Source organism: Paenibacillus periandrae (assembly GCF_022458865.1).
Taxonomy (GTDB): Bacteria; Bacillota; Bacilli; order Paenibacillales; family NBRC-103111; genus Paenibacillus_S; species Paenibacillus_S periandrae.
Genome location: NZ_JAJNMU010000015.1, coordinates 62,354 through 77,655, shown reverse-complemented (window position 1 = coordinate 77,655; position 15,302 = coordinate 62,354). Strand labels below are relative to the sequence as shown.

The 15,302-nt window shown below is 48.0% G+C and carries 13 protein-coding genes; 2 read left to right on the top strand and 11 right to left on the bottom strand.

Annotation, left to right across the window (positions count from 1 at the left end):
• Positions 1-206 precede the first annotated feature (206 nt).
• On the top strand, positions 207-1,082 hold the full coding sequence (locus tag LRL21_RS24540; RefSeq protein ID WP_240418412.1) for an aminoglycoside phosphotransferase family protein: 876 nt from the start codon (positions 207-209) through the stop codon (positions 1,080-1,082).
• Between the two features lie 130 nt (positions 1,083-1,212).
• On the opposite strand, the gene LRL21_RS24535 is transcribed toward LRL21_RS24540, so the two are convergent.
• The 10 genes from LRL21_RS24535 to LRL21_RS24490 form a co-directional block, all read right to left on the bottom strand.
• Positions 1,213-2,523, bottom strand: coding sequence for an aspartate aminotransferase family protein (locus LRL21_RS24535; protein ID WP_240418411.1), 1,311 nt, complete (start codon positions 2,521-2,523; stop codon positions 1,213-1,215).
• Positions 2,524-2,580: 57 nt separating this feature from the next.
• Positions 2,581-4,053 (bottom strand): M81 family metallopeptidase, encoded by a 1,473-nt coding sequence (locus LRL21_RS24530; protein WP_240418410.1) that lies wholly within the window; start codon positions 4,051-4,053, stop codon positions 2,581-2,583.
• 26 nt (positions 4,054-4,079) lie between these two features.
• Entirely contained in the window at positions 4,080-4,472 is a 393-nt protein-coding gene (locus LRL21_RS24525; protein WP_076230781.1) for a RidA family protein, read from the bottom strand.
• 116 nt (positions 4,473-4,588) lie between these two features.
• Entirely contained in the window at positions 4,589-7,552 is a 2,964-nt protein-coding gene (locus LRL21_RS24520; RefSeq protein ID WP_240418409.1) for a DUF2341 domain-containing protein, read from the bottom strand.
• 159 nt (positions 7,553-7,711) lie between these two features.
• On the bottom strand, positions 7,712-8,623 hold the full coding sequence (locus tag LRL21_RS24515) for a dihydrodipicolinate synthase family protein (RefSeq protein WP_240418408.1): 912 nt from the start codon (positions 8,621-8,623) through the stop codon (positions 7,712-7,714).
• Positions 8,624-8,700: 77 nt separating this feature from the next.
• A complete protein-coding gene (locus tag LRL21_RS24510) occupies positions 8,701-9,714 on the bottom strand; it encodes a succinylglutamate desuccinylase/aspartoacylase family protein (RefSeq protein ID WP_240418407.1) in 1,014 nt (337 codons plus the stop codon).
• Positions 9,715-9,775: 61 nt separating this feature from the next.
• Complete coding sequence (locus LRL21_RS24505; protein ID WP_240418406.1) at positions 9,776-10,510, bottom strand: MBL fold metallo-hydrolase; 735 nt, start codon at positions 10,508-10,510, stop codon at positions 9,776-9,778.
• Entirely contained in the window at positions 10,507-11,526 is a 1,020-nt protein-coding gene (locus LRL21_RS24500) for a Gfo/Idh/MocA family oxidoreductase (RefSeq protein ID WP_240418405.1), read from the bottom strand. Before LRL21_RS24500 ends, LRL21_RS24505 begins: the two co-directional genes overlap by 4 nt.
• A gap of 45 nt (positions 11,527-11,571) precedes the next feature.
• On the bottom strand, positions 11,572-12,822 hold the full coding sequence (locus LRL21_RS24495; protein WP_240418404.1) for a pyridoxal-phosphate dependent enzyme: 1,251 nt from the start codon (positions 12,820-12,822) through the stop codon (positions 11,572-11,574).
• A gap of 94 nt (positions 12,823-12,916) precedes the next feature.
• Complete coding sequence (locus tag LRL21_RS24490) at positions 12,917-13,594, bottom strand: FadR/GntR family transcriptional regulator (RefSeq protein WP_240418403.1); 678 nt, start codon at positions 13,592-13,594, stop codon at positions 12,917-12,919.
• A 244-nt stretch (positions 13,595-13,838) separates the two neighbouring features.
• On the opposite strand from LRL21_RS24490, the gene LRL21_RS24485 reads away from it, so the two are divergent.
• Positions 13,839-14,525: a FadR/GntR family transcriptional regulator gene (locus LRL21_RS24485; RefSeq protein ID WP_240418402.1), complete on the top strand. Its 687-nt coding sequence runs from the start codon at positions 13,839-13,841 to the stop codon at positions 14,523-14,525.
• Here LRL21_RS24485 and LRL21_RS24480 read toward each other — a convergent pair.
• Positions 14,497-15,297 (bottom strand): SDR family oxidoreductase, encoded by an 801-nt coding sequence (locus LRL21_RS24480; protein ID WP_076230758.1) that lies wholly within the window; start codon positions 15,295-15,297, stop codon positions 14,497-14,499. The two genes, LRL21_RS24485 and LRL21_RS24480, sit on opposite strands and share 29 nt — an antisense overlap.
• Between the last annotated feature and the right edge of the window lie 5 nt (positions 15,298-15,302).

Sequence of the window (15,302 nt, the reverse complement as noted above, 5' to 3'; positions counted from 1 at the left end):
CCCTAACATGAATATAGCTATGCAATTAAGAATAAACAAATTGTTATAATTTGACAACAATAATTGAAAGGCACATTAAAAAACAGTTCATTAAAACGGAACTTTATCTTGAACTCCCTTCAAATCAATCCTATCATCAAATAGAATGGGAAATATTTCCGTTCATCCAAATTTCAGAGTCATCTAATCGATAGGGGAAATGAAAGATGTGGCATAAGCCGGATATTAACAGTATTATCTCTAGTCTTCATGAAAAAGGCATACTGAATAACGTGGATATTGTAATGAATAATAAGACAGGAACTACCGATGGGCTTGTTTATATTCTGTCAGAGCACAACGAGGTAAAGTACGTTCTGAAAATAGATCATCCACAGCAAATTACTTTGTCTGAACAATTTCTTTATACTTATCGGCATATTGGTCTTGTACCTACAATCATCTATACTGATCCTGAAAAAGCGTATATTGTGTATTCCTATATAGCGGGGACTACTCATTATAATCGCGGTTTAAAAATAGACTGGTTGACTCTTTTAGTCAAAAGGTTTTTCAATCATTATGAAAAATCTCTACTTACGGACCAGTGGGGAAGACTGCATAAGCCGATTCATTCTTGGCGTGAATGGAATTATCGGAGTCTGCAGGATACGAGAAATAATTGGGGAAACCTTTTAAGTATTGAGGATTATAATAGAGTAAAATCAATTGCTGAACATATTTCGGCATGCGAAGAGCATGAAGCCAGGTTTTTGCTGCACGGAGATGCAGGTGTTCATAATTTTGTATTTCACGACAACTCGTTAATAGGTGTTATTGATCCTTCACCGATGATTGGTCCTGTGTTATATGATTTCACTTACGCTTTTTGCTCCTCTCCTGACGATTTGAATCTGGAAACTTTGATCGCAGCTTACTCTTCACTTAACTATGAACCTGTGGAGAGATCAAGGCTTATTAAAGAAGTAATCTTTCAACTTTATTGCCGTATTGGGATTTGTATACAACACCACCCACATGATTTGGAAGATTACTTAAAAGCGTGGGAATACTGGAAATCCCTTCAAAAGGAAGCTCAATAAGAACATAAAAATCGTTCAAAAAAACTGCCGCGGCGGTCTCTGAGCTATGATCCAAATCTGCTTTTTACCTACATACAAAAGCTTCCTAAACCCATTACTATGGGTCTGGAAGCTTGAAGAACTAGCATGATTACAATTTAACAAGCGATTGCTCAACAGCTTTCAGTGTATCGCGTACATCCACAGCCGAATGCTCTGTCGATACGTACCACAAACCGCTGGTGCGGACAAGTACGCCTGCCTCCAGCATTAATTCGGCAAACTTTGAATATTTGGCCGCATCGCGCTTGTTAAAAGCGTCGAAATCCTCCACCTGCTGTTCATGAGTAAACATCATATGAAATACAGGTCCGAGTTGATTCACAACGCCTGGAATTTGATGCAAAGCAAGCAGCTCACGAATCCCGTTGGCCAGATCCGTTCCGGTTTGCTCCAGCTTGATGTAGTGTTGCTCTTCTTCACGAGAAAGCTCTGTTATCGTCGCCAGCGCGGCGGCTGTCGCCAATCCATTACCGTTTAAGGTCCCAAGATGACTGACCTTACCCTGATCAATTTGTTCAAGCAGCTCCCTCGAACCAGCAACGCCGCTAATTGCAATACCACAGCCCATCGCTTTGCCGATAGTAACAAGATCCGGCATCAGACCGAATCGACCGTGCGCTCCACCCAATCCGACACGGAAGCCCGTGATGACCTCATCGAGAATCATCACGATGCCAAGCTCCTGTGTCAGTGCACGCATGTGCTCCAGATAACCAGGCTTGGGCATAAGGCAGCCTGAATTGCACATAACCGGCTCAGAAATGACTGCAGCAATTTCGTGCTGCTGCTGCCTGAGCACCAATTCCAGAGCTTCAGCATCATTCCATGGCAGCAGTATTATATCCTCCAGACTGTTTTCACTTTGACCTTCAGTTCCAGGCGGTGTAAGATTCTCTGCTTTGTTAGCTAGAGTATGCATATCGGGGCTTGGAAACGAGGTGAAAATGCTGTCCGACCAGCCGTGATAATGACCGTGAAAACGAACGATTTTCCGTTTACCGTTATAGGCTCGTGCAAGCCGAAGGGCCAGCATCACGGCTTCCGTTCCCGAGCCGCTAAGTGCAACCTTGTCCGCGCATGGTAATATTTGTGTCAGCCTTCTGGCCAACTGAATTTCCCCGTCATGCTGCAATCCGTAGGTTACGCCGCGCTGTGAAGCATCATTCACGCTGGCAATCAGGGCAGGATGTGCATGACCAAGTATAAGCGGACCGTAGGCAAGCAAATAGTCGATATAGGTGTTACCGTCCACATCGACAATTCGGGAGCCGAATGCTTTTTCAACAAACAGCGGTACAGGCCTCATAGCAGCACGCAATGAGCTGGCCACCCCACCCGCCAAAAATTGCTTGGACTCGTTAAATTTTTGTGCCGATTTTTCCGTTATATATGGACTCAAGCCGTGTATCCTCCTTTATTTTTACATTATGCATCATGATCTAGCGTCTTGTTTTCCTTATGCTTGTTTATCCAGGGGATAGATCGGTCTTTTCACGTATTGATAATCGAAATGGCTTAGATTAGCCGAGCAGCAGCCTGGTGTATCTACATGAATAACACGTTTGGCGAATGCCCCAAGCGCGGTTTGCCAGGCAATTGCCGATTTAACAACAATAATATGGTAATCCTCAGGCCATATACCTATATAACGCAGATGACCCAAATCCCATGGTGGTGTCCGCTTTTCCGTTACGACTACAGTTAAATTACCGCATACTATAACCGCCGTTCGTCCCATATCAGCAAGCTGGCCGGTCATATAAGGACCAACATGATGATAAAGACCATCGAACAATAGACGGATCTGTCCCTTCAGTTCAACAGGCTGTCCGTGAAGCGTGTCATGCCTACCGCCCACTTGCCCATGGAACACGCCCCCTGTACCGATTTCATGTGCTTGCTGCGCAGCCTGCGGGTCACACATAACGATGAGCGATTTACAAGGCAAATTCGTCAAGTGCTGCAGGATATGCGTGGCGTCACCTGGAGCCCCACCACCTACATTGTCAGATCCATCGGTTAGAATTACCGGGCCTTCTGGATTGACCGCAGCTAAAGCCACCGCATCTGCTGGAGGAACGAAGCTTACAGTAAAACCCTCCCGACGTGACCATGCGGCCTGGACAAGACTAGCAGCATAATATTTAGCCAGCCCCTCGTCACCATCAGTCGTCACGACAAAGGACATACCGGCTGCAGGTACATCACTGTAGGGAAATCCTCCAGCTACGGTTACGTTTAATACCTTATTATCATTTTCGATGGCAAAAGCCAGCCCCATTACTTCTTTCATCATTCCTTGATCGGTCAGCATTCCTTGAGGAATGACCAGCATATTCGCGGCACCGAATGCCCGCACCGGCCTGATCTCGCCCTGTATCATCCTCACAAGCAATTGAAAGGCCTCTGCGGCCCTATCAAACATATCCACATGAGGGTACGTATCGTAACCGACCAGAATATCGGTCTTTTCCGTCATTTCGACGCTGATATTCGCATGTAAATCCAACGTAACTGCAATCGGCAGTCCGACTCCCATACGCTCTCGCAGGCGTCCAAGCAGCTCGGCTTCCATATCCGGAATCGCTTCTCCAACCATCGCTCCATGTAAAATCAGGATCAGCCCGTCTATGTTATCGTCTATCGAATGCACGATATCACTCAGCAAGGCTTCGGCCGCTGCCGTTTCGACCATGCCGCTTGGTGTAGCCGCCGTATACAACCCAACGGCTAAATCTGCCCCAACACTGCGGGCGGCTGCAATAACACCGCCCATTGAGGTTTGAGTATGCTCGTAGCGCTGGTAAAATAATTCGCTTCCCAACACGTACTCGGCAGAAAAAGCGGTTAATCCGGTCGTTCCCGGAGCAAACGTATTGGTCTCATGATAAAGGCCTGCAACGGCTATTTTTAGAGCTCTTGGCTTCACTTCCAGATACCTCCTTCATATCCCGATCAGGCATTGCTTCTTGGGGAAGGAATATAAGCAATGACATCAATCTCAATCAGGTAAGATCCAATACCGCTAACAACCGTTGTTCGCGCTGGATATGGGGCAGCTACTATTTTCTTGTAGGCTTGATTATAAGCAGGAATATCCTCTGCACGGGACAGAAAAGCATTCGTCTTCACAACATGATCGAAGCTGACGCCAGCCGCTTCCAGAATCGCGCCGACATTACGGATACACTGCTCCGTCTGTTCCTCTATTGTCGTACCGGACACCTCAAGCGTGTCCGGATTAACCCCTACCTGACCGGACACGTAGAGGAAATCTCCGGCACGAATGGCATGGGAGAACGGTAGTGGAAATTGCGGTGCTTTACTCGCATGAATGGAAATGGACATGAAATAACATCGTCCTTTCTAATGTTAAATGTAAAATAGTAGCATCGCCGTGTTACGGTATTGTAGTTTTCTAGCTTTACCCATCGCGTCTGCCCATCAGGAAGTAACTCGTAGACTTAAATCGCTTGCTCCGGTCCAATCGTCCCTGCTGTTGGTAGGGCAATTTCTGTATCCTGTATGCTCAGATTATCGATATATACATCCGTGCCTGTACCCGCCGTGCTTCCCGAAGCTATATTGAAATGGGTGATTTGATCCCCCGTCCAATAGTTTGCTGCATTGCCTTTAAAGCTGCCGTTCACCCATACCCCTATTTGTTTGGCGGGCACATCGAATCTCAATTCGATATCATACCAGACTCCTGTTGCCAAATCTGTCGGAACCGGAAGCTCAACACGGCTGCCAGCGGTATTGTATACCTTCAATGATCCATCGGTTTCCAGCATAAACTGGAATATGGTTCCAGGTGCGTTGTGAACATAGGAATACGGTTCACGTAACGAGAAGCTAAACAGGTTGGAAAGCTGGTTCGCGTATACACTGAATTTGACGGTCCCTTTTCTCATTGCAGGGAAAAGTCGGCTGCCAGCTGTCAAAGTCGAAGTATTGTTATCGAAGAGCCGTAAAGAGCTTGCTCCGCTCCGGGATTGATTACTGCTGACTTCCACGGTGTCGCCCAGTTTCCACCAATAATCATTTTTTAAATCGGTATACTCAAAATCGTCCAAGACGCCATGCGAACGGTACAAATAACGATTGAAATCCTCGATTCTGATCGTTTGTGCTGTCGTTAATGAATTGCCCCACCAGCCGAATAAATACGTATCCGAATCCACCTTGACCGTAGATGGCTGTGTGGCTATACGTTTGGTCGGATTAACCGCGGCTTCGGAAAGACGGGTTCGACCTAAAATATCACGCATACCTCTCCACGTTGCAGCTTCATCCGAACTGTAGGCTAGTGTAAGTGGATTACGCAGATAGCTGGTTCCACCAAAGCTGTTGTTGCCTGGCCATAGCAGCAAAATATCATGATTCGTGTGGCGTGTCATAACCGACATTGTATTGGATGAAAATACAGGTGCATCGGTTGGCGCAGACCACGTCCGGCCATTATCCGTCGAGGTGCTTTGGGCCAGTCTGTATTTATCGGAGACCTGCTGACGCATATACATCAATAAGTTTCCATTATTCAGTTGAACAATAGACGGCTCTGAAAGTCCGCCTTCGCCGCCACTTGAGGTGACAGAAAGCTGGCTGACACTCTTGGTCCACGTGACCCCCTGATCGGTCGAATAGAGTACACTGGTTGCCAGCGATCCGTCAGGTGCTTTGACGTAAACGAAAGGAAAGATCCAGTCCCCATTCACCAGCTTGATCGGATTCGTATAAGTGACATTATAATTAATTGGATAGGTAACACCATTGTAAACAAGCGTACCCGTATCGATTTTTACAGGCTGGGCAAAGGTATGACCGTTGTCCGTTGATTTCGCATAATATAGATCGTTCCGGCACGCGTTACCGGCTGTCAGGCAATTGGTCGTCGTATACCCATAGTAGGAATAGAAATATAGGAACACATTGCCTGTAGCCGGATCGACAAATAGCGCTGCCGGTTCATCCCGTCCAGCATCATTAAGATTGATGATCGGCGAAGGAACAGTCCAAGTAAGGCCGCCATCTGTGGAATATTTGGAGTAGATACCACTTGTTGTGGAACCGACCGTATTGGCAACCATCATGATGTCTCCATTAGCCAGCTTTTCAGGCTTCACATTATCCTTGAACAGCGAGGTCGTATGCTCAACCAACGTTTTATTCCCATATTCAACCTGCAGAGCCTCCTGGCCCGCTCCTGTAAACTCGGCCGATGGATTACCATAATACATCGTAATGGTTGAACTGCCTGAAGCCAGAGCCGGAATACGAATATAAAATCCGCTGCTATCCATGTAATAAGCCAGCTCCCGATTCGCTGTATCAGCAAAGCGAACGTCGCGATAATCCTGCTGCAGCTTGCCGGCAGCAATCAGACCACTTGTGTCCAAAGCCGCTTTGGTCACATATACAGCTCTGTCTTCAACAGAAGCTGCAGTGCTATTAGTCACCTGCACGGACTTTTTATAAGCCCATGTGCCCCCGCCCGCAGCTGTCCATTCCCCGGCTGGACGATTGGTTACATACACCATGCTTTGCAGGTTCGTATTGGAAAATGTAAAATCCAAATCATCTATATGATTATGAATTTTTACGTATCTTCCTGAACCGGACAAATTATATAGAATAAGCGTATGATCCAGCTTCAAAAAATCCCAGTCGGTTATCCTGCTATAACTCATGTTGTCGTTGCTGACGTATACCGACAAGTCGGTTTTCTCAATTCTGGAAGGCCCTTGGCTTTCAACCAATTCGATTGTATTGAACGTTCGGATAACACCCAAATCGATGCCAAGGCTTCGATAGTTGTAATCCAGTGCTGCTGCCACAGCTGCACCCCAATTAGCGATCGAACCGCTAGTCGGATTCATGTCCTGGTTCAGGTAACCAACCGTTCCCGTATATGCACCGGAATGCGGAGTGACGAGCAGCACTTCCAGCATGGCTTGCAGGTTGGATTGCTTCAGCCAGGTTCCCGCAGCACCTGCATCAGTGAAATTGGAATGGACCTTAACATATCGTGCATTGGCCGAGAAATTATGCAAGACAACAGACTGGCCTGACTTCCAGAAGCTCCAACCTGTTAGCTGTGTATAGGTTACATTATCATTGCTCACATAAATGGTGAGATCCGAGCTGTGGTTAATGCGATTGGTGCTGTCCTCATCAATCAGCCTGATTTCATTGAAGCTCCTTGACGATTGCAGGTCGATGCCGATACTACGATTGTAGTAGTCGAAATACGCTGCATTGGTGTAACCAAAGTTCGCCATTACACCGCTTCCTGGAGAACTGTCATTATTTAAGTACCCTACACTTCCCTGCCATTTCCCTGCGTATGCAATCGAAGCATTCCATGTGTTCGGAAGCAGACCTGCTAACAGAAGCAGGGCAAGCATTAGACAAATCCTCGATCTCATTCAACATCTCTCCTTATAATTGGTAAAGGAATCCATTCATATGATGGTAGGACCATTATCCTCGGATGATGTATGGATTCTGATGCTGCTTAACTTCTGTCAACGGTCTGGAAGCTCAAGCATGTGATAGGAAACTAATAATAACTTAGTATAGATCTGTTATTTAAGCTCCCCAACAGCATTCATAATTTTATGATAAAGAGCATCAATCAATGGGGCATGGACCTCAGACAGCTGGGGCAGCGGCTCTCTCACATCTCCGCAATCAACTCCCCGCTTTTTGACCAATTCTTTTAAAGCCGCATAAATGGGCAGCTGCAACAGGTCAGCAATGATATCATTAATCGTATACTGCAGCTGCTGTGCTTCAGCGATCCGTCCGGCACGGTATTCACGCTCCAGACTCACAAACAACTCAGGCATGATCCCGTAGGTTCCTCCAATACCCGCATCTGCTCCCATGATCCGTCCTGCCAGAAATTGTTCATCAGGACCATTAAAGAGCATGAAGCCCGGTCCGCCCATAACCTTAAATTGCTGCAGCTCGAAGGTACTGGCTGTCGTGATTTTAATACCGATAACTTTAGGACTTTTGGTCATTTCCTTCAGTAGACTTGGAGTAAGGCTAAACCCTGTCGTTGATGGGATATGATAAATGATAAAAGGAAGCTCGGTGCTGTCTACAATCCTAATCCAATGCTTGCCAACGCTTTCCTCACGATAGCCGTAATAGAATGGTGAGACAGCCGACAGCGCATCCGCGCCTGCCTTCTCCGCATGGATGGCTAGATCCACACTTTCTTTTGTCGTTAATGTCCCAACATGGGCAATGACCGTGACGGCTTTTTGGCTTTCCTCCAACACAGCCTCCAGTACCTGCTTACGCTCATCACTGCTTTGCAGCAGCCCTTCACCCGTGCTTCCGCCGACATATAGTCCGTCTACTCCTTTATCCATTAAAAACCGTGTCAACTTCTTCACCGCAGTCGTGCTGATATTGCCCTCGCTGTCGTAGCAGGAATTCATCGCCACGATCACACCTTTAAATTTGTCTGTTGTACTGGCTGACATTGTTGTTCCTCCTTGCAATATTTAGGGGATTGTAGTGGCAAGCTTGCTTGAAAGCTGTTCCTGCATGTAGTTAACTATTAATCATGTAAAGCAGCGAGCAAATAGATCGGTTCACCACGTTTGACGATCGGTGTTCCTACCATCATGACAAGAAAACCATCGGCGTAGGCCCGAACCTTCTGAAGGCTTTCACCGTTTAGAGCATAGATCGTACCGATAAGTTCACCAAGACTCACTTCAGACATGAGCTTGACTCGAGGGATAAAAAAGCCCTCTGCTTCAGAGACAACGGAAGCGTCGAAGTTGCCGTCCCCATAAATAGTCTGTATTGAAGCAGGAGCCTCACCCAGCTCCCATTCGTCTGGGGCCGCGAGCATTTTCAGATGATTCATCAACCTGAGTGAGCCTGTGTAAAAGCTGTCCGAATCCTGCTGTCGTATTCTTCTTCCTCCATAAGCTTCCGTATATAACCACGGAATGTCCAACGATTGAGCAGACGAAATACTGCGGCCTGCGGCAATAGCGGAATGTGCCCAGAGCAGATCCATACCGAAAGCAACGGCAGCAGCACGGCTTCGTTGGCCCAGCTCCGAATGCTCGTCATGATAATAGCCAACCAACGTTGCTACAGCGTAATGCGTACCCCCACTGTGCAGATCAAGCAGAAAATCCGCATGGACAATAAACTGGTGGTGCAGTACGTAGGCGAGCTGCTGAGTTATCGAGCCTTCTGGATCACCGGGAAATGCACGGGCCAAATTCACATCATCGTCCGGGCTGATTCGAGTACCTCGCCTGTAAGCAAGCGGATTGGCTGTAGGCAGCATGACCAGCCTGCCGATCACATCCTGCGGGGACAACTGGTTATACAATCGCAGTATGGTATCGATCCCCTCATATTCGTCGCCATGGATACTGGCAAATACGAGCAGTGACGGGCCTTCCTTTTCTCCTGTTATCTGAAGTACCGGCAGGGTAAGATCTGTAATAGGATGTACTTGAAAAGTTAAGCTTGAGCTGCCTTTCGTACCACGCTCATACTGATTCCAGTCAAAATGATGTTCAGTTTCCAGTGATCGTTCATCTGCCATTCCCTGTGCCTCCTCTATTCCTAGCCTCATCAACCAAATCCGCTCTGTACTATGAAGCGAATCATACAATACTTTCAGGTGGCTCTCCGGCTTCAAACCGTCGATGTGCCAACATAATATGTTCATTGGCATGCTCCAGAATTGCTGTTCCATGACCAGAGAATAGCTGCTTGAGGTTCATCGATGACAAATCGGCTATCGTCCTGCGGTATTGACTTAAGGAAAAGTCGGGGCTGCTTTGAAGCGCAAGCATGCCTCCGCTAAATACAGTGTCACCCGCAAACAAAGCTCCAAGCTCAGGGCAGTATAAGGCGATCATATCGGCGCTGTGTCCGGGGACCGCAATCACTTGCAGCGTCAGGCTGCCTATTGCTATTGTTTCCCCGATGCACAGTGTCCGGTCAATTGGACACGCCTTGAAGCGATACCAAGCCGGATAAATCCCGTTTCGCCTTGCTTCAGGTAGTGAAATCCTTGCTTCATCACCGGAAGCAACTATATCCGCTGTCAGGCTGCCAGCCAGCACCGGCACGGACAAATCATGACGAAGATTGAAGGCACCACCCGCATGATCTGCATGTGCATGGGTCAAGATCAATGCTTTTATCTGTTCTATGGCTATACCGTCCCGTTGAATCCAGGCGACAATTGCGTTCGAGTCCATTCCAGAGCCAGCGTCGATAACCACATATTCACCACCGCCATCTACCAAGTAAATATTGCAATCGAAAGCATTGCTGATTTTGTAACCCAAATCGCCGCCGCCAATGGCATACACCGATTCCGATAGTTTCATGCCTGGCCCGTCCTCTCGTACATGGACAAACTAACAGGCCTTCGTTCTGTCGCGGATTGCTCTATAGCAGCCGCTACCCGGACAGCACGAAGCGCATCGTGCGGAAGCAAGATTTCAGATGCCTTTCCTTCCGTGACGCAGGCTATAAAGTGTTCCAGCTCATTCGCGAGTGCTCCGCCGATTTTCCCATGTAATTCAAATCCAGCAATAAGTGAGGGCACTTCTATTTTGTTGTTCCCAATATAAGAGATACTCTGCTCTGGATCATGAATTTGAATCGCACCTTCCTCTGCCGTTATTTCCATGCGTACATCTGCGAAGGATGACGCACCATCCGGGAGGAGCCAATTATTTTCCAATATGCCGATTCCCCCTCTGGAAAATGTCAGCATCGCCCAGCTCAAATCGCCTGCTCCATCGGCTCCAGGCGGGCTGGTCGCGTACACCTCACACACCTCATCCTCCATATACCAATGCATCAAATCGATATCATGAATTCCGAGTATATAGACAGGTGCAACGCGGTTATACATCGAAAAAAAGGCCTTGCCATTATTTCGTTTGGCATATATAGAACGAAGTGGTCCATATTCTCCTGAGGAAAGCTTCATCTTTACAGCTGCATAACGAGGATCGAAGCGCAGCACATGCCCTGTCATCAGCAATCGATTATGCTTCATGGCCGTCTCGATAAGCAGCGCTGCGTCCTCAGGAGAGTGGGCGAGCGGCTTCTCCACGAATACATGCAAGCCCGCTTCAAGTGCTGCAGCTACTGGCTCCTTATGCAAATGCTCCGGTGTGAGCACATCGACAGCATCCAGCTTCTGTCGTTGAAGCATTTCGCGCCAATCTGTATAACACTCCGCCTGTGGGAACCAGGCTTTGAATTTCGTAAATTGCTCAGGATTGCGGTCACATATAGCAGTAACCTGTACATTCGACATCTGCTGCCAGATACGTCCATGCAGTGCGGCGAAACGCCCCAAGCCTACGAGGCCAATCCGTATGGGATTCATCGGTACCAGTCCCCTCTTGACTTATTGAACAACTACCTCTCATTGTTAAATATCCAGATTCTCAGCTTGCAGTATTGGCACTGCTTTATTGCTCACCATCGCCGATAAACGAGCCCCATCCTTGAAGCCGACACCACTGATGATACAAACGACGGAATTTCCATGAGGCTGCTCTCCTCTAGCACATGCTTGAATCAAGCCGGCGACAGACGCTGCTCCGGCAGGTTCGCAGAAGATGCCCTCCTCCGCAGCCAGCATTCGCTGCGCTTCCCAGATCCCCTCATCCTCCACGGACATTGCGGAGCCGTCACCTGCAGCCATTACCGACAGTGCAGCCTTGCCGTCTGGCGGATTCGGCACCTGCAGACCGGAAATCAGCGAAGTCGATTCCCCAGGTGCCGGAACAGATTGCCCAAATGCATAAGCGCGAGCAATATTCGAGCAGCCACTCGACTGTACGGCAACCATCTGCGGCTTGCCTGAGGTATATCTGAATCGAAATAGCTCGGTAAACCCCTTCCAAATTCCCAGGTATAAACCGGCGCCACCCGCTGGAGCATATACATGAGAAGGTATAGCCGCCATCTGGTCAGCCAGCTCAAAGGCAATCGTCTTCACACCCTCCATCGCATAAGGGTTATATCGGAAAGCTGTGATCATCACCTCCCAATCCTTACGCTGTGCGGCTGCAAAAATATGGCTGAAGACGCGCTCTCCAACCTCAGGACTGACTCCGAATCCCGCTACCTTGCGGACCTGCGCATTGTAGGCCAACATCTGCTCCAGCTTGGCTTCTGCCATATGCTCCAAAGCATACAGATGGTACGGAATGCCTGCTCTAGCTGCATAAGCAGCAACCGCTGCCCCGGCATTGCCAGAGGAGGTGCCTATACATGCTTGTCGTCCGTTGTCCAATGCCCACGATATCCCCATCGCAGCGATCCGATCCTTGTAAGAGCCGGTCGGATTACCGCCCTCGTATTTGAAATAAAGCTCTTTTAACCCGAGCCGCTTGGCCATAGCTACGCTCTTAATAAGTGGGGTCATCCCTTCACCGGCATACAAGCGGTTTTCTTTCTGTACCTCTGGCAGCAGCTGATGAAATTTCCAAATTCCATTTTCAGTCGGATCCATCCAGGAGCCCTGTGGCTTTGCATAATCCAGCAGCCATACACCCCCGCATAAGGGGCAGGAATAAGATAATGCTTGTTCAACACCTGTATGACACTCGCTGCAAACCGCCTTCATCAGAAGCACCCCCTTTGAATGAATATGATGGTATGACCATTGTAGCAAGGGAGCATCCTCCCGGACAGCCATATGGCTTGATGGGTCATCAAACTGCACTCTCAAACTGCCCATTCGAAATACTCTCAGCGATCCTGCTTCATCAATCCGTATATTTTTTCAGCGGACGGAGGTGGAGCTCCATCTCTTTCTTCGCTTTACTTACATCCTTCGCACGAATGTACGCAACCAGCCTTTGATGTTCTATAATCGATTTTTTTGTATCCTCCAGATTGCCAAAATGCAGCTGCCGAATATTCAGGAAAAAATCGGTAATTAATTCGCTGAGCTCAAAGTAAGTTTCGTTACCTGTAGCTCTGAACAAGGTTTGATGAAATTGCAAATCCTCCTCGAGCGGCATTTGCCCGCTATCCAGCTTGGCTGCCATTGCTTCATTCCATACATCCATTTGGTCGATAAAGCTGAGATCGTATTTCTCGATAGCCATTTCTACGGCACCCAGCTCCAGTATGCGCCGTGTCGCCAGCAGTTCCTTCATCTTGCGCTCATTCTGATGCCACCGGAATGATACCTGATCCATCACGGGCTTGAGCGATAGCGCATTGACATATATGCCATCACCCGTTTTGATTTTAAGAATACCGATCATCTCCAGCGACTTCAATGATTCCCTGACGACGGTACGGCTTACGCCCAGCATATCGATTAGCTGCTTTTCAGAAGGCAGTCGTTCCCCTTCCTTGAGCTCATTTTCAATAATATGATTTTTGATCCGTTCACTGACGATATGAGACAAATTCATTTTTTCAGAGATTTCCACTGCCAGCTCTCCTCCTGTATCTATAGGCAAACCTAGATTATGGTATGACCATTCTATGTTTTAACTTAAATCTACTCCATCGTATTGTGTCTTGTCAACGTATCGCACCTTGCTCTGAGCACCACTTCCCTGCGCATCCCGAGCAACCTCATTGACAAAATGTGAAAAGAAAGCTAAGATTTCGTAGTGGTCTGACCATACAATATCAGGCCTGTATAAATAGAGTGAGGAGCTGCCAGCTATTATGAAACCGATTGATAAAAGTGAACGTTATACCCTTACACAATTAGTCGTTCAAAATCTAAAACAATTCATTCTCGACAGGAACATGCAGCCTGGAGACAAGCTGCCGGCCGAAAGAGAGCTGTCGCTAAATCTCGGTGTCAGCCGCGCCATTCTTCGTGAGGCACTTCGGTCACTGGAAAGCTTCGGTATTCTGGAGATCAAGCACGGAGAAGGAAGCTATGTGGCGACCAACTTTGTGAATCCCCTCTTTGAGCAGCTATCCTTTATTGTGCAAATGAATGCCAAAACCGTCCGCGAAATTCACGAAATCCGTTATTTGCTGGAGGCCGCTGCCCTTGCAGCCCACCCTACTCCTACATCAGCCATATGGGCGGAGCTTGAACAGTTAGCAGATCAATATGCCAATCCTGAGCTGAGCCATACTCAACGTGCCGCACTGGATGCTAAGTTCCACCTTACCCTAATCCGTTCACTCGGGAACCAGACCCTGGTCTACCTGGCAGAGCCACTCATTCAACAGGTACCTATGAAAGAGCTTGATCTGAATGGAATTGAACAGAGCGTCCAGGAGCACAAGCGTTATTTGGAGGCCGTACGTAATGGTGATATGACGCTGGCCGCCGCAATTTTGTTAGAGCATCTGTCCGATAATTCCTCTACCAGGAGCTCCATCCCCCGTCTATAATCAGATTATGACCGGTCACATACTTCGAGGCCCGTGAAGCCAGATACACAATGGCTCCCTTGATATCATCATCGTCAGCCATTCGGCCGAGCGGAGTCCGCTCCTCGTAATTGCGCAGAAACTGCTGTGAAGCTATTTCCTTGTCGCTTCCCACAGGATTATAGCCTCCTGGACTAATACAATTCACGCGCACGTTGTATTTCCCGTAATAATTGGCTAACCACTTGGTCATACCAACCATTCCCCACTTGGCGTACGTGTACTCGATTCCACTCGTCATGCCGCTGTCACCATATACCGGAAAATGGGGGCCCAATATACCCTGAATCGACGATATATTAATGATACTGCCTTCCTTCTGCTCTCTCATCACCTTCACAACTGCCTTGGATAGCAGCATCACGCCAAGACCATTCACCTGCTGAGCCTGCAGCCAACCCGCTGCTGTCGTATGCTCAATATCGTCCAAGCCTTCACGGGATACCGAATTATTGACAAGAATATCAATACGGCCAAAGCGGTTGACCACCTCCGCAGCCAATGCGGTAATGCTCTCCTCATCACTTAGGTCTAGTGCTATTGCCGCTGCTTGACAGCCCTGCCTGCTTAAAGCTTCCACCTGCTCCTCACATTTGTCGATATTGCGTGAAGCCACAATCACCATGGCTCCAGCCTGCCCGAGAGCTTCCGAAATATGAGCGCCATAAAGACCTGAGCCTCCGGTTACTATGGCTACCTTGTGATCCAATCGAAATTGATCCAGCACCTGCATCGCTG